Origin of the sequence: Streptomyces sp. NBC_01477, assembly GCF_036227245.1 — a bacterium.
Classification (GTDB): domain Bacteria; phylum Actinomycetota; class Actinomycetes; order Streptomycetales; family Streptomycetaceae; genus Actinacidiphila.
Genome location: NZ_CP109445.1, coordinates 8,371,244 through 8,389,132, shown reverse-complemented (window position 1 = coordinate 8,389,132; position 17,889 = coordinate 8,371,244). Strand labels below are relative to the sequence as shown.

At 73.4% G+C, this 17,889-nt stretch carries 1 protein-coding gene (running past one end of the window); it reads right to left on the bottom strand.

Annotated elements, in window-relative coordinates; translation table 11 throughout:
* Positions 1 to 21 precede the first annotated feature (21 nt).
* On the bottom strand, positions 22 to 17,889 hold the 3' portion of the coding sequence (locus OHA86_RS35720) for a type I polyketide synthase (protein WP_329182089.1). It continues 14,685 nt past the right edge of the window; the window shows 17,868 of its 32,553 coding nt (coding positions 14,686-32,553); its start codon lies off the right edge, out of view; it ends in the stop codon at positions 22 to 24.

Below are 17,889 nucleotides of genomic sequence, written 5' to 3'. Positions count from 1 at the left end.
ATCGCGACCTCCAGGTCCCGGTCAGTCTTCGCGCAGTGCGAGGTCGATGAGGTCGTCCGCGTTCGCGGCGAGCAGGGCCGTCTCGTCTTCGTCCGGCAGGGTCGGCGGCTCCGCGACGGCTTCGGCTTCCACGGCCGTGCCCAGTCCCAGGGCGCCGCTGAGGTAGTGGGCCAGCCGGGCCGCCGTCGGGTAGTCGAAGACCACACTGGCGGGCAGCGCGGCAGCCGATTCCGATTGCAGCAGATTCCGCAGCTCGACCGCGGTCAGCGAGTCGAAACCCAGCTCGCTGAAGGGTTTCTCCCGCGGAATCTGCGTGCCCGAGCCGTGTCCGAGCACGACCGCGGCGGAACTGCGAACCAGGTCGAGCACCGCCCGTTCACGGTCCGCCTCGGACAGCCCGGTCAGCCGGCCTCGCAACCCGCCGGGTGCTTCGGCGTCCTGCCCGCCACCGTTCAACGCCGCCCGGACCTCCGGCAGGTCCGACAGGAGCGCACTCGGTCGCATCGCGGTGAACACCGGCGCGAACCGCGCCCAGTCCATGTCCGTGACCACGAGCGCGGTCTCGCCCTCCCGCACGGCGTGCGCCACCGCGGTGATGGCGAGCTCGGGCCGCATCGGCACCACACCCAGTGCGGCCAGCCGGTCCCGTTGCGCCACACCAGAACCGCTCAGCATGCCGACCTCGTCCCACGACCCCCAGGCGATCGATGTCGCGGTCCGGCCCTGCGAACGGCGGTGCTGCGCCAGCGCGTCGAGGAAGGCGTTGCCCGCGGCGTAACCCGCCTGCCCTCCACTGCCCCACGCCGCCGCGCCGGAGGAGAACAGCACGAACGCGTCGAGGTCCAGGTCACCGGTCAGCTCGTCCAGATGCCGTGCACCGTCCACCTTGACCCGCACCGGCCACTCGAGCTGGTCCCGGGTCATCGACGGCAGCGGCGCCGTTTCGCCCACGACACCCGCGGCGTGCACGACTGTCCGCAGTGGACGGTCTTCGGGAATGGCGGCGAGCACGTCGGCCAGCGCCGCCCGGTCGGTCACGTCGCACGCCACCACCGTCACGTCCGCGCCGGCGACCTCCAGTTCCAGCCGTAGCTGTTCCATGCCCTCGGCGTCGGGGCCGCGCCGGCTCACCAGCACGAGGTGGTCGCTGCCCCGCTCCACCAGCCACCGGGCCATGTACGAGCCCAGCCCGCCGGTGCCACCGGTGATCAGCGCCGTCCCCGAGGTCGTCCACGACCCGGCACGGGGCCGGGGCGCCGGGGCGTGGACCAGCCGCCGCCCGAACAACCCCGACGGGCGCACGGCCACCTGGTCCTCGCCCGAGGTGCCCGACACCACCGCCGTGGCCAGGCGCGCGCTTCGCAGGTCCACGACCTCGGGCAGGTCGAGCAGACCGCCCCACAGACCGGGCTGGTCCAGCGCGGCGACGCGGCCCAGGCCCCACGCGGCGCCCTGCCCCGGGGCCGTCAGCGGATCCTGGCTGCCGACCGACACCGCGCCCCGAGTCGCCAACCACAGTGGCGGCGCACCGGTGTCGCGCAGTGCCCGCAGGAGGGCGATGGTGCTCATGAGCGCGGTAGTCGTGTCCGGTTCCAGCGCCGCGGTGAGGGACAGCACGGCGGTCACCGGGACGTCGGCGTCGAGCGCGGCCCGCAGCCCGCCGCTCAGCGCTGCGTCGTCGCTGTGCTCCAGCACGACAGTGTCCGCGCCGAGCGCGGCAGCCACGTGGCTCGCCCAGGCGTCGTCGCTCTTCCCGGCCGGGACCACGACCAGCCGGCGTCCGGAGATCACCGGGAAGTGGTTGCCACCGAGTGGTTTCCACGTCTCCCGGTAGCGCCAGCCGTCGGCCGCGCTCTCGTCCCGGCGGCGGGCGCGCCACGACGCCAGCGCCGGCACCAAGGCCGCGACCACGGCGCTGTCCAGCCCGAGCGTCTCGGCCACCGACCGCACGTCCTGCTGCTCCACCGAGGCCCAGAACCGCTCGTCGGCCGGGTCCACCGCGACCTGCGCGGCAAGCGGTTCGGGTTCGGGGTCGGGCCAGTAGCGCTCGTGCTGGAACGCGTACGTGGGCAGCGGCACCCGCACGGCGTCCCGGCCCGCGAACACCTTGGTCCAGTCCACCGCGAGGCCGCAGGTGGATACCTGGGCGACCGCGGTGATCATCTGGTGCAGGGACCCTTCGCCGCGCCGCAGCGTGCCCGCGACGGGCACCGCGCCCTCACGACCGTCGACCACGTCCTGCACAGCGGGCACCAGCACCGGATGCGGACTCACCTCGACCACCACACGATCACCCGCGTCCAGCGCGGCCGACAGTGCCTCCTCGAACCGCACCGTGGCACGCAGATTCCGGTACCAGTACCCGGCGTCCCACTCCCCGGTGTCCATCACCTCACCGGTCACCGACGAGTAGACCGGGATCTCCGCGGACCGCGGCGCGATCGGCGCCAGGTCGGTCAGCAGCCGCTCCTCGATCCGCTCCACCAGATGCGAATGCGACGCATAGTCGACCGCGATCCGCCGCGCCCGAACCCCCGACGCCTCACAATCGGCAACCAGGCAGTCCAACGCACCCGACTCACCCGAAACCACCACCGACACCGGCCCGTTCACCGCCGCCACCGAAACCCCCGCCCGCCCCGCAAGCAGCTCCCGCACCCGGCCGACCGACAGCGGCAGAGCCACCATCCCCCCGCCACCAGCAAGCTCCTCGGCGATCGCCCGGCTGCGCAACGCCACCACCCGCGCCCCGTCCTCCAACGACAGGCCACCGGCGACACACGCCGCCGCGATCTCACCCTGCGAATGCCCCACCACCGCCGCGGGCTCGACGCCGAACGACCGCCACACCGCCGCCAGCGACACCATCACCGCCCACAACACCGGCTGCACCACATCCACCCGCCCCAACGCCTCCTCGTCACCGAGCACCTGCTCCAGCGACCAGTCCACGAACGGCGCCAACGCCTCCCCGCACTCCCACATCGACCCGGCGAACACCGGCGACGAGACCAGCAACTCCCGGCCCATCCCCACCCACTGCGCACCCTGACCCGGGAACACGAACACCACGCCACCACCCGAACCGGCGACACCCCGGGCCACACCCGGCCAAGGCCGCCCACCGGCCGCCGCACGCAAACCCGCCAACAGCTCCTCCCGGTCGGCACCCACCACCACCAACCGGTGGTCGAACACCGCCCGCGAACCCACCAACGACCACCCCACGTCCACCGGACGCAACGACGGGTGCCGCTCCCAGTGCTCCAGCAGCCGGGCCGCCTGAGCCCGCACCGCGCCCTCCGTCTTGCCCGAGAGCACCAACGGCACGACAGCGTCCGCGGCGAAGTCGCCGACGCCGGACGGCTCCGCGGGCGGGGCGCCCTGTCCGGATTTGGCGTCGGCGGGCGCTTCGAGGATGAGGTGGGCGTTGGTGCCGCTCACGCCGAACGCGGACACCCCGGCCCGTCGCGGGTGCCCGTTCTCCGGCCACGGGACGGACTCGGTCAGCAGCCGCACCTCGCCCTGGGTCCAGTCGACCTGGGTGGTCGGCTCGGCGACGTGCAGCGTCTTCGGCAGCACCCCGTGCTGCAAAGCCATCACCATCTTGATCACGCTCGCCACGCCGGCCGCGGCCTGGGCGTGCCCGATGTTCGACTTCAACGACCCCAGCCACAACGGCCGATCCGCGGGCCGGTCCTGACCGTACGTCGCCAGCACCGCCTGCGCCTCGATCGGATCACCCAGCTTCGTACCCGTACCGTGCGCCTCGACCACATCCACATCCGAGGCGGACAGCCCCGCCGCCGCCAGCGCCTGCCGGATCACCCGCTGCTGAGACGGACCGTTCGGCGCCGTCAAACCGTTCGACGCACCATCCTGATTCACCGCACTCGACCGGAACACCGCCAGCACCTCATGACCGTTGCGGCGCGCGTCCGACAACCGCTCCAGCACCACCACACCCACGCCCTCGGCCCACCCGGTCCCACCCGCGTCATCCGAGAACGACCGGCACCGACCATCCGCCGCCAAGCCGCCCTGCATCGTGAACAAGGCGAACGCGTCGGCCGACGCCATCACGGACACGCCGCCGGCGAGGGCGAGCGAGCACTCACCCGCCCGCAACGCCTGCGCCGCCAGATGCATCGACACCAGCGACGACGAGCACGCCGTGTCCACACTCATCGCGGGACCTTCCAGCCCGAGCGCGTACGCCACCCGGCCCGAGATGACGCTGGTGGCAGCACCGGTGATCTGGTGGCCCTGCAGTTGTTCACCGCCGCGGGCGACCAGTTCGCTGTACCCCATGTGATACGCGCCGACGAACACCCCTGTCTGGCTGCCCGCCAGCGAGTTCGGGTCGATCCCGGCACGTTCCAGCGCCTCCCAGGAGGTCTCGAGCAGCAGCCGCTGCTGCGGGTCGGTGGCCAGCGCCTCCCGCGGGGAGATCCGGAAGAACGCCGCGTCGAAGTCGCCGACGCCGGGCAGGAAGCCGCCTTCGCCCGTCGCCGAGGCGCCGAGCGCCGCGTCGAGGTCCCAGCCGCGGTCGGCGGGGAACGGCGTGATGCCCTCGGCTCCGTCAGCGACCAACTGCCAGAGGTCGTCCGGATCCGCCACCCCACCGGGGAAGCGGCACGCCATCCCGACGAAGACGATCGGGTCGTCGGTGACGGAGACCGGTCGCGGCAGCGGAGCCGGGCCGGCCGGCCGGGTGTCGTCGAACACGCCCGCCAGATACCTCGCGACATGACCGACGGTCGGGTAGTCGAACACCAGGCTCGCGGGCAGGCTCGCTCCGGTCCTGGCCCGCAGCAGGTTGCGCAGCTCGACCGCGGTCAGTGAGTCGAAGCCCAGCTCGGTGAACGGCTGCGCGGTGTCGATCTGCGTGCTCGACGCGTGGCCGAGCACCGCTGCCGCGGCCTCGCGGACCAGCTCGACGAGGGTCGCCAGCCCGTCCGCGGTGGACATCCCGGTGAGCTGCCGCGCCAAGCCGTCGCGTCCGCCCTGCGTGTTGTCGGCGGAACGCCGCGCCGCGTTGCCGGCCAGCGACCGCCACAGCGGCGCGATGTCCCGCTGGGCCCGCAGCGTCCGGACGTCGAGCCGGGCCAGCCCCAGTACCGCGGCGCCCGAGTCCCACGCCCGGTCGAACAGGTTCATGCCCTGCTCGACACCCAGCGGCGGCATCGCCGACCGGGCGATGCGGCGCAGATCCGTATCGGACAGGGTCCCCACCAGGCCGACGTCGGTCGTCCAGGCGCCCCAGGCCATCGACTGCCCGGGCAGCCCCTCGGCGCGGCGGCGCGCCATCAGGCTGTCGAGGAACACATTGCCCGCCGCGTAGTTGCCCTGCCCGCTGTTCCCGACGTGTCCGGCCAGCGACGAGAACACCACGAACCGGGACAGGTCGTGCGCGCGGGTCAGTTCGTGCAGGTTCCAGACCGCGTCGACCTTGGGCGCCAGCACCCGATCGAGCTGCTCCTGCGACAGCGAGCCGATGATCCCGTCCTCCAGGATCCCCGCTGTGTGCACGACGGCGGTCAGCGGATGCTCCGGTGCCACGGCGTCGACCACCGCGGCCAGCGCCCGCCTGTCGGTCAGATCGCAGGCGGCGAACGTAGCCCGGGCCCCTTGTCCCGCCAGTTCGGCGATCAGCTCCGCGGCGCCCGGCGCGGCGGCGCCGCGCCGGCTGACGAGCACCAGGTTCCGCACCCCGTGCCCGGTCACCAGATGCCGCGCCACCACGCCACCGAGACCGCCGGCGCCGGTGATCAGCACGGTGCCGGCCTGCGCCAGGGGCTGCGGGACCGTCAGCACCAGCTTGCCGACGTGCCTGGCCTGGCTCATGAACCGGAACGCCTCCGGTGCCCGGCGCACATCCCACGCCGCCACCGGCAGCGGCCGGATCACGCCCGCCTCGAACAGCGCCGTCAGCTCCCGCAGCATCTCCTGGATCCGGTCGGCGCCGGCCTCCATCAGGTCGAAGGCCCGGTAGCTCGACGACCGGTCACGGAAGTCCTCCGGCGATCGGATGTCGGTCTTGCCCATCTCCAGGAACCGCCCGCCCGGAGCCAGCAGTTCCACCGACGCGTCCACGAACTCCCCCGCGAGCGAGTTCAGGACCACGTCCACACCCCGGTCCGCGGTAGCGGCCCGGAAACGCGCACGGAAGTCGAGGTCCCGGGACGACGCCAGCCGCTCGGCCGGGACTCCCCATTCCCGTAGAACACCCCACTTGCCCTCGCTCGCCGTGGCGTAGACCTCCGCGCCCCGGTGGCGTGCCAGCTGAATCGCCGCGAGTCCGACACCGCCCGCGCCGGCATGGACCACCACCGACTCGCCGGGCTCCAGCCCGGCGAGATCCAGCAGCCCGTAGTAGGCGGTCAGGAACACGACGGGAACCGACGCCGCGGTGGCGAACGACCAGCCCTCGGGGATCCTCGCCAGCAGCCGGTGGTCGGTCACCGCCACCGGACCGAACGCGCCGAACGCCAGGCCCATGACCCGGTCGCCGGGCCGCAGGTCCGGCGCACCGGGACCGACCTCCGTGACGACACCCGCGACCTCACTGCCCAGCGGGCCGGTCGCGCGCACGTCGCTGACCATGTCGAGCGCGTTGAGCACATCGCGGAAGTTGAGGCCCGCCGCGTGGACCTGGACGCGAACCTGCCCGTGTGCAAGCGGACCGGCTGACTCGGGAGCCGGCGCGAGCACCAGGTTCTCGAGCATGCCCTTGTCCGTGGAGTCCAGCCGCCAGGGCACGTCTGCCGGTGCGACCAGTTCGTCGGCCGGCCGGGCCCGGACGAGCCGCGCGGTGTGGAACCGCCCGCCGCGTACCGCCCACTGCGGCTCGCCTGACGCCAGGATCGCGCCCAGCGCACCTGCCTCGAGACCGGTGCCGGTGCCGGTGTCCGCGTCGGTACCGGTGTCGACCAGCACGATCCGGTCCGGGTTCTCCGACTGCGCCGACCGCACGAGGCCCCACACCGCGGCCGCGGCCAGGTCGGTCACCGGCTCGCCCGCATGCACGGACACCGCGCCCCGGGTCGACACCACCAGCGGGATCGACGCGAACCTCGCCTCGCCCAGCCAGTGCTGCACCTGCCGCAGCACCCAGCCGGTGAGCTCGTGCGTGGACCGAACCACCGAGTCCCGTCCGGCGGCCACGGCCAGCACGACCGCTCCCGGCGCCGGCCTCCCCTCGTCGAGCGCGGCACCGACCGCGCTCAGGTCGGCGTGGTCCGCGCCACGGGGGGCGACGGTGACCCAGTCATCCATCGGGTCGCCCGCGCCGAGCCCGGTCTCGAGCCACTGCGTCCGCAACACGGCCCCGTCGCCGGCGCCGGCCGTCAAGCTGTCCGAGGCGAACGCCCGCACGGCCAGCGACCCGATCGACAGCACGGGAGCGCCGGCGCTGTCCGCGACCGCGATCGCGACCTGGTCCGGGCCGGTCCGGGTGAGTACGACCCGCAGCCGCGACGCACCCGAGGCGCGCAGCCGTACGTCGGTGAAGCTGAACGGCAAACCGCCCTGCTCGGCTGCGTCGAGACCGGCGAAGACCGTGGTGTGCAGTGCCGCGTCCAGCAGCGCCGGATGGATGCCGAACGACTCCGCCGAAGCGCGGGCGGACTCCGGCAGCTCGACCTCGGCAAGGATCCGGTCCCCGCTCCGCCATGCCTTGCGCAGCCCCTGGAACACCGGGCCGTACCGCAGGAATCCGGCGTCGGCCAGCTGCTGGTAGAACTGCCCGGTCTCCAGCGGTGCGGCGTCCGCGGCGGGCCATTCCCGGGTGAGCGGTTCGAACGCGTCGTCGGCCCGGTCGTCGGCGGCAGACGCGCTCACGACACCGGTCGCGTGGCGGGTCCAGGTCTCCTCGCCGTCCACCCGCGCATACACCGTGACGCTGTACCGTTCCGCGTCGTCCGCCCCGGCCACCACCTGCACCTGCGCGCCGCCTGAAGCAGGCAGTACGAGCGGCGCCTCGAGGACGAGCTCGTCGAGCCGGTCGCAGCCGACGCTGTCGGCCGCGCGGATCGCCAGCTCCACGTACCCGGTGCCGGGGAAGATCACCGCGTCGCGCACGGTGTGGTCTGCCAGCCAGGGATGCGTCCGCACCGACAGCCTGCTGGTGAAGACCACCTCGTCGTTCTGCGGCAACGACAGCATCGCCCCCAGCAACGGATGCTCCGCTGCCGTGAGCCCGGCGGCGCCGACGTCGGTCGCCCCGCCGGCGCTCTGCGGCCAGAAGCGCTGATGCTGGAAGGCATAGGTCGGGAGCTGGACGCGCCGCGCGCCGGAGTCCGGGAACACGGTCCTCCAGTCCACGGCCACGCCCTGGGCGTACACCTGGGCGACCGCGGTGATCATCCGGTGCAGGGATCCTTCGCCGCGCCGCAGCGTGCCCGCGACGGGCACCGCGCCCTCACGACCGTCGACCACGTCCTGCACAGCGGGCACCAGCACCGGATGCGGACTCACCTCGACCACCACACGATCACCCGAGTCGAGGGCGGCCGTGAGCGCGTCCTCGAACCGCACGGTGCTCCGCAGATTGCGGTACCAGTACCCGGCGTCCCACGACGCGGTGTCCACCCGCTCCCCCGTCACCGAGGAGTAGACCGGGATCTCCGCGGACCGCGGCGCGATCGGCGCCAGGTCGGTCAGCAGCCGCTCCTCGATCCGCTCCACCAGCCGCGAATGCGACGCGTAGTCCACAGCGATCCTGCGCGCCTGGATCTCCCGCTCACGGCAGTCGGCCAGCAGCCGCTCCAAAGCACCGGCTTCACCCGCGACAACGGTCGACGACGGCCCGTTGACCGCGGCCAGCGACACCTCCGGGTGATCCGCGAGCAGATCGCGTACCTGTCCGGCCGACAACGGCAGAGCGACCATCCCCCCGCCGGTGAGCTCCTCGGCGATCGCCCGGCTGCGCAACGCCACGACGCGCGCCCCGTCCTCCAGCGACAGACCACCGGCGACACACGCGGCGGCGATCTCACCCTGGGAATGACCCACCACGGCCGCGGGCTCCACACCGAACGACCGCCACACCGCGGCCAGCGACACCATCACCGCCCACAACACCGGCTGCACGACGTCGACTCGCGCCAACGCCTCCTCGTCGCCGAGCGCCTGCTCCAGCGACCAGTCCACGAACGGCGCCAACGCCGCCGCACACTCGCGCAGCGACTCGGCGAACAGCGGCGACGAGACCAGCAACTCCCGGCCCATCCCCACCCACTGCGCACCCTGACCCGGGAACACGAACACCACGCCACCACCGGAGCGGGCGACACCCCGGGCCACACCCGGCGCAGGCCGCCCACCGGCCGCCGCACGCAAACCCGCCAACAGCTCCTCCCGGTCGGCACCCACCACCACCAACCGGTGGTCGAACACCGCCCGCGAACCGAGCAACGACCACGCCACATCCACCGGACGCAGCGACAGATCGGCGCCAACGTGCTCCAGCAACCGGGACGCCTGCTCCTGAGCGGCCTCGGCCGACTTCCCCGACACCACCCACGGCACCACGTGATCGGCCTCGGCTGCTTCCTCGCCCGCCACGGTTTCGACAGCCGGGGGTTCGACAGCCGGGGGTTCGTCCGCGCCGGCTTCGGCAGGTGCCTCGAGGATCACGTGCGCGTTGGTCCCGCTCACGCCGAACGCCGACACCCCCGCCCGTCGCGGGTGCCCGTTCTCCGGCCACGGCATCGCCTCGGCGAGCAGCCGCACATTGCCCTGGGTCCAGTCGACCTGGGTGGTCGGCTCGGCGACGTGCAGCGTCTTCGGCAGCTCCCCGTGCCGCAGCGCCATCACCATCTTGATCACACCACCGACACCCGCCGCGGCCTGGGCATGCCCGATGTTCGACTTCAACGACCCCAGCCACAACGGCCGTCCCTCCGGCCGGTCCTGACCGTACGTCGCCAGCACCGCCTGCGCCTCGATCGGATCACCCAGCCGCGTACCCGTACCATGCGCCTCGACCACATCCACATCCGACGTCGACAGACCCGCCGCCGCCAACGCCTGCCGGATCACCCGCTGCTGCGACGGACCGTTCGGCGCCGTCAAACCGTTCGACGCACCATCCTGGTTCACCGCACTCGACCGGAACACCGCCAGCACCTCATGACCGTTGCGCCGGGCGTCCGACAACCGCTCCAGCACCACCACACCCACACCCTCGGCCCACCCGGTCCCACCCGCGTCATCCGAGAACGACCGGCACCGACCATCCGCCGCCAAGCCACCCTGCATCGTGAACCGGACGAACATGTCCGCCGCGGCCATCACTGTGACGCCGCCGGCGAGGGCGAGCGAGCACTCACCCGCCCGCAACGCCTGCGCCGCCAGATGCATCGACACCAGCGACGACGAGCACGCCGTGTCCACACTCACCGCGGGACCTTCCAGCCCGAGCGCGTACGCCACCCGGCCCGACACCACGCTTCCGGCCCCGCCGGTGAGCAGATGGCCTTGCAGCTGCTCTTCGGCTCGCGCGACCAGTTCGGCGTAGCCGGTCTGGTAGACGCCCGTGAACATGCCGGTCGCACTGCCCGCCAGCGAACTCGGGTCGATGCCCGCGTGTTCCAATGCCTCCCACGACACCTCGAGCAGCAGCCGCTGCTGCGGGTCGGTGGCCAGCGCCTCCCGCGGCGAGATCCGGAAGAACGCCGCGTCGAAGTCGCCGCTCTCCGGGAGGAAGCCGCCCTCGCCGGTCGCGGACGTCCCGGTGCCCGGGCCGCCGCTGCCCAGCAGCGAGTCCAGATCCCAGCCGCGGTCGGCCGGGAACGGCGTGACCCCGTCGGTCCCCTCGGCGACCAGCCGCCACAGGTCGTCAGGACCCGCCACCCCGCCCGGGAACCGGCACGCCATGCCCACCAGCACGATCGGATCGTCGGTGACGGACACAAGAGCCGGCGCCACGACGACCTCGGCCGGTTGCGTGCCGAACTCGGCTGCCAGGTACCTCGCGACGTGGCCGACGGTCGGGTAGTCGAACACCAGGCTGGCCGCCAGGGCGACGCCTGTCCTCGCCTGCAGCAGATTGCGCAGCTCGACCGCGGTCAGCGAGTCGAAGCCCAGCTCGCGGAACGGCTGCGCGGTGTCGAGCCGCTCGCCCGGGGCATGCCCCAGCACCGTCACGGCGGCCTCGCGGACCAGGTCGGCCAGCGCCTCCAGCCGGTCCGCACCGGACAGTCCTGCCAGCCGCCGGCCCAGGCCGTCGCCGCCGCCGTCGGTGTTGTCCGCGACGCGCCGCGCCGCGGCCCCGGCCAGGGAGCGCCACAGCGGCGTGATGTCCCGCTGAGCCCGCAGCGTAGCCAGGTCCAGCCGGGTCGGCGCCAGCAGCGGACGGTCCGCGCGCAACGCCCGGTCGAACAGCTCCATGCCCTGCTCCACCGACATCGGCGGGGTGGCCGAGCGCGCGATCCGGCGCCGGTCGGTGCCGGACAGGGAGCTCACCATGCCGAGCTCCGTCGACCACGGTCCCCAGGCAAGCGATACGCCCGGCTGCCCGTGCTGGCGGCGCTGCTGCATCAGTGCGTCGAGGAACGTGTTGCCCGCGGCGTAGTTGGCCTGGCCGCCGCCGCCCAGCAGGCCGCCGAGTGACGAGAAGGCCACGAAGAACGACAGGTCCCGGGTGAGCGAGTGCAGGTTCCAGGCGGCGTCCACCTTCGGGGCGAGCACCCGGTCGAGCTGTTCGCGCGACAGCGACGCGAGCACACCGTCGTCGACGACGCCCGCGACGTGCACGACCCCGGTCACGGGGTGCTCCGGCGCAACCTCGGCGAGCACCTCGGCGAGCGCCTGCCGGTCGGTTGCGTCACAGGCCGACGCCACCACCGTGGCGCCGAGCGCGCCGAGCTCCGCCAGCAGTTCCTGCGCGCCCGGGGCGGTCGCACCGCGCCGGCTGATCAGCAGGAGATTCCGCGCGCCGTGCTCGGTCACCAGGTGCCGCGCCGCCAAGGCGCCCAGCCCACCGGTGCCACCGGTGACGACGACCGTGCCCTCGGTGTCCAGCACCGGCGCCGGTTCGTCACCCGCGCCGGCCCTGACCAGGCGCGCCGCGAAGAGCCGGCCGCCGCGCAGCGCCAGTTGCGGCTCACCCGCGGCCAGTACGTCACCGAGCACCGTCGCGTCGAGCTGGTCGGAGTCGGTGTCGGTGTCGGTGTCGAGCAGTACGAACCGGCCCGGGTCCTCCGTCTGCGCCGACCGGACCAGGCCCCACACGGCCGCCGCGGCCAGATCCGTGACCTGGTCACCGGGTGCGGTGGCGACCGCACCCCGGGTCCACACGATCAGCGGCGAGCCCGCGAGGTCCGTCGGCCACTGCTGGAGTCGCCGGAGTACCTCGGCGGTCAGCTCATGCGTGCTTTCCACCACCGAGGCCGGGTCGCCGGACGCCCGCAGCAGCGTCACCACGCCCTCCTCGGGAGCGGGCACGGGGTCCGCGGGTCCGACGACGGTCCAGCGGCCCACCGGGGCGGCGCCGCCAGGGGTCGGCACCCAGCTGATCTCGAGCAGCGAACGGTCCCCGGTGTCCGCCACGGTGCCGAGCGCGTCGAGCGGTCGCAGCGTCACGGAGCCGACCGACAGCACGGGTGAGCCGGTCGAATCGGCGACCGCGAGCGACACCTCGTCCGGCCCCTGCGGAGTCAGCGCGACCCGGAGCCGGGCCGCGCCGGAAGCGAGCAGATCCACGTCGCGGAACCCGCACGCCACGCCCTCCCTGCCCGCGAGCGCCCTTGTGTGCAGTGCCGCGTCCAGCAGCGCGGGGTGCAGCCCGAACGACTCCGCCGCGCCGCGGCCGGACTCGGGCAGTTCGACCTCCGCGAGGATCCGGTCGCCGTGGCGCCAGGCCTTCGTCAGCCCCTGGAACATCGGGCCGTACTCGGCGCGCTGCTCGTAGAACCGGGACACGTCGATTTCCTCGGCTTCCGGCGCGGGCCAGACCTGGCCCAGCGGGCCGAACGGGTCCGGCCCGGCCTCGCGGGCGGACGTGCCCAGCCGACCGGTGGCGTGGCGGGTCCACTCCTGCGCGCCGTCCACCCGCGCGTACAGGGCGAAGCTCCGCCGCGCGTCCTCGTCGGCCGCACCGACCAGGACCTGGACCTGGACGACTCCCGTGGTCGGCAGCGCCAGCGGCGTCTCAAGCGCCAGCTCCTCGACCCGGTCGCAGCCCACGCTGTCGCCGGCGCGGATGGCCAACTCGACGCCGGCGGTGCCAGGGAGGACCGCGGCGCCGCCCACGGTGTGGTCGGCCAGCCACGGGTGCGTGCGCAGCGATAGCAGGCTGGTGAACACGATCGCGTCGTCCGTGGGCGAAGGCACCACGGCGCCGAGCAGCGGGTGCTGCGCCGGGCTCAGCCCGGCCGAGGTCACGTCGGCGACAGCGGCGACCGTGTCGGGCCAGAAGCGCTGGTGCTGGAACGCGTAGGTCGGCAGCGCCACCCGCACCGCGCCCCGGCCCGCGAACACCGCGGTCCAGTCCACCGCCACACCGTGCACGAACAGTCGCGCCACCGCGGACAGCACCGCCGACGCGTCGTCCTGCTCGTGGCGCAATACCGGCGCCACGACCGTGCCCGGCGCGCAGCTGTGGTGCGCCGCACCGGAAAGCACACCATCAGGACCCAGTTCCACCAGCGCGGTCACACCCTGGTCGGCGAGCAAGCGCACGCCGTCGGCGAATCGCACCGTGCCGCGGACCTGGTCCGTCCAGTACCGCGGGGAGCACAACTCCTGTGCGGCCGCGACCTCACCGGTCAGGTTCGACACGATCGGGATCCGCGGCGGCCGGAACTCCACCGTCTCCAGAACCATCGCGAACTCCGCCAGCATCGGATCCATCAACGACGAATGGAACGCGTGCGACACCCGCAACCGCGACACCTTCACACCACGCCCGGCCGCAACCGCGACGACACCATCCACGTCACCCCGCGGCCCCGAAACCACCACCGAACCCGCCGTGTTGACCGCCGCGACCGACACACTCTCCGGCAGCAGCTCAACCACCTCGGTCTCCGGCAACGCGATCGCCGCCATCGCCCCACCCGAAGGCAGCGCCTGCATCAACCGCGCCCGCGCCGCCACCACCCGGCACGCATCACCCAGCGACCACACCCCCGCCACATACGCCGCCGTCACCTCACCGATCGAATGCCCCAGCAGGTAGTCCGGAGTCACCCCGAACGCCCGCAGCACCTCGAACAACGCCGCCTCGACCGCGAACAACGCCGGCTGCGCCCACCCCGTCTCGTCGACCAACTCCGCGTCCCGGCCCCACATCACCTCACACAACGGCCGGTCCAGCAACGGATCCAACTCCGCGAGAACCCCGTCCAACGCTCCCGCGAACACCGGCGACTCCGCATAAAGCCCACGCGCCATCCCCACCCGCTGCGCACCCTGCCCCGTGAACAACACCCCGAGCCGCGCGTCGGCCACCGCGGCACCCGAGACGGTCCCGGCGCCGGGCTCACCGGCCGCGAGCGCACGCAACCCGGTGACCAGCTCCTCCCGATCCGTTCCCGGCACTACCGCGCGGTGGTCGAACACCGTGCGGGAACCGGACAGCGACCATCCGATGTCGGCCGGTCGCAGTGCCGGGTCCGCCTCCACGAGGTCCAGCAGCCGCGCGGCCTGCGCCCGCAGTGCCTCCTCCGTCCGGCCCGACAGCGCCCACGGCGCCGCAGCCGTGAGCACGGCGGGAGTCTCCGGGGCACCACGGCGCTCGTCGTCGGCCGCCGCCTCAAGGATGACGTGGGCGTTCGTGCCGCTGACGCCGAACGACGACACCCCGGCCCGGCGCGGACGGCCGGTCTCCGGCCACGGGATCGCCTCGGTCAGCAGCCGTACGTCGCCCTGCGTCCAGTCGATCTGCGTCGAGGGCTCGTCCACGTGCAGGGTCTTGGGCAGGATTCCGTGGCGCAACGCGAGCACCATCTTGATCACACCACCCACGCCGGCCGCGGCCTGGGGGTGCCCGATGTTCGACTTCAACGAACCCAGCCACAGCGGTTGCCCGTCCACGCGGTCCCGGCCGTAGGTCGCCAGCAACGCCTGCGCCTCGATCGGATCGCCGAGTTTCGTACCGGTGCCGTGCGCCTCGACCGCGTCGACGTCCGAAGCGGACAGCCCGGCCGCGGCGAGGGCCTGCCGGATCACGCGCTGCTGTGAAGGGCCGTTGGGCGCCGTCAAGCCGTTGGAGGCGCCGTCCTGGTTCACCGCGCTGGACCGCAGCACCGCGAGCACCTCGTGGCCGTTGCGGCGCGCGTCCGACAACCGCTCCAGCACGACGACGCCGACACCCTCGGACCAGCCGGTCCCGTCGGCCGAGTCGGAGAAGGACCGGCACCGGCCGTCCTGCGACAGTCCGCCCTGCGCGGTGAACCAGACGAACGCGTCAGCAGTGGCCATCACCGTGACACCGCCGGCCAGCGCAAGCGAGCACTCACCCGCCCGCAGTGCCTGCGCGGCCAGGTGCATCGCGACCAGCGACGACGAGCACGCGGTGTCCACACTCACCGCGGGGCCTTCCAGCCCCAGCGTGTACGACACCCGGCCGGAGATCACACTGGCCGCCCCGCCCGTGATCTGGTGCCCCTGCAAGTGCTCGCCACCGCGGGCGACGAGGTTGGCGTAGTTCGAGGAGTAGACGCCCGCGAACACCCCGGTCGGGCTGCCCGCCAGCGAGGTCGGATCGATTCCCGCCTGCTCCAGGGCTTCCCACGACACCTCCAGCAGCAGCCGCTGCTGCGGATCGGTCGCCAGCGCCTCCCGCGGCGAGATCCGGAAGAACGCCGCGTCGAACTCACCGGCCCCGTCGAGGAAACCACCGCGGCCGGTGGCCGAGGTCCCGGAGCCGGGCCCTTCGGTGCCCCGCAGCGTCTCCAGGTCCCAGCCGCGATCGGCGGGGAAGGCGGTGATGCCGTCGGTCCCGCCGGCCACGAGCCGCCAAAGACCGTCCGGATCGGACACTCCGCCGGGGTACCGGCAGGCCATGCCCACCAGCACGACCGGATCGTCGGCCACCGGGACCGCCGCCACAGGCCGCTTCACGACGTCGGCCGCCGGGGCGGGAGCCGTGTCCCCGAACTCCTCGGCCAGGTGCGCGGCGAGGCGGGTGACGGTCGGGTAGTCGAACACCAGGGTCGCCGGCAGGGTGGCGCCGGCGCCGGCCTGCAACGAGTTGCGCAGGTCGACCGCCGTCACGGAGTCGAAACCCAGCTCGCGGAACGGCTGGTCCGTGCCGATCTGCGCACCTGACGGGTAGCCGAGCACCGCGGCGGCCGACTCGCGCACCAACTCCACCAGCAGGCGGTCACGTTCCGCGGCGGACAGTCCGGCGAGCCGCCGCGACAGTCCGTCCCCGCCGCCGCGCGAGTTGTCGGCCGCGCGCCGGACCGTGGTACCGGCGAGCGAGCGCCACACCGCGGGCACCTCGGCCTGGGCCCGCAGCGCCGGCAGGTTCAGCCGGGTCAGCACGAGCGCCGGGTCCTGTGAGCGCAGCGCCCGGTCGAACAGGTCCATGCTCTGCTCCGCCGACAACCCGCGCTCGCCATCCCAGGATCCCCAGGCCAGCGACAGACCGGGGAGTCCGTCGCGGCGGCGCCGCCGCGCCAGCGAGTCGGCGAACGCGGTCCCGGTGACGCCGTCGAGCGACGAGAACAGCACGAAGAACGCGAGATCGAGGTCGCAGGTCAGCTCGTGCAGATTCCAGGCGCCCTCGACCCGCGGCGCCAGCGCCCCGTCGAGCTCCTCCCGGGACAGCGTCTCCACCGCGAAGTCGTCGTCCACGTCCGCGGCGTGCACGACCCCGGTCACCGGGTGCTCCGCGGCCACGGACGCGAGCACGTCGGCCAGCGCCGCCCGGTCGGTCACGTCGCACGCCACGACCGACACGGTGGCGCCGCGCTCCGCCAGATCCGCGACCATTGCCTCGGCCTCGGGCGCGGCAGGGCCGCGGCGGCCGACCAGCAGCAGGTGCCGGACCCCGTACCCGGCGACGAGGTGCCGGGCGAGCACGCCACCGCGGCGGCCGGTGCCGCCGGTGATCACGACCGTCCCCGCGGGATCCAGCGTCGGCGCTGCTGCGGCGGCGCCGCTGACGCGGGTCAGCCGGGCGGCGTGGAGCTGCCCGGCGCGCAGAGCGAGGTACGGCTCGCCGGTGGCCAGCACCAGGCCCAGTCCGGCGGCGTCCAGTCCGGTGTCGGTGTCGGTGTCGGTGTCGGTGTCGGTGTCGAGCAGGACGATCCGGCCCGGGTGCTCGGCCTGCGCCGAGCGCACCAGACCGTGCACCGCGGCTGCGGCCGGATCGGCCACCGGTCCGTCCTGGCCGGTGCTCACGGCCCCGGTCGTCACCACGACCAGCGGAACATCCGCGGAGCGCCCGTCGGCCAGCCAGTCCTGTAGCCGGCTCAGCACCCGGCCCGCGACCTCGTGCGCGGAGTCCGGCACCGTGCCCGGGCCTGCGGACACCGGCAGCACCACCGCGGCCGGCGTCGGCTCACCGTCGAGTGCCGGGAGCACCGCATCATCGGGCATGGCGAGACGCCACCGCTCCACCGGGATCGCGGAGGTCGCGGGCACGGCACTCCACCGCAGTTCGAGCATCGCGCCGTCGCCGGTGGCCGCGCTCAAACCGCCGGCCGTCAGCTGCCGCATGATCAGGGAGCCGATCGACAGCACGGGAAGTCCGGTGGAGTCCGCGACCACGAGGGCGGCCGCGTCCGGGCCGACGCGGGTGAGCGCGACCCGCACCCGGGACGCACCGGACGCCTGTAGCACCACGTCGGTGAAGCTGAACTGGAGCCCGTCCAGCCCGGCGAACGCCGATGTCTGCAGCGCGGCGTCCAGCAACGCGGGGTGGATGCCGAA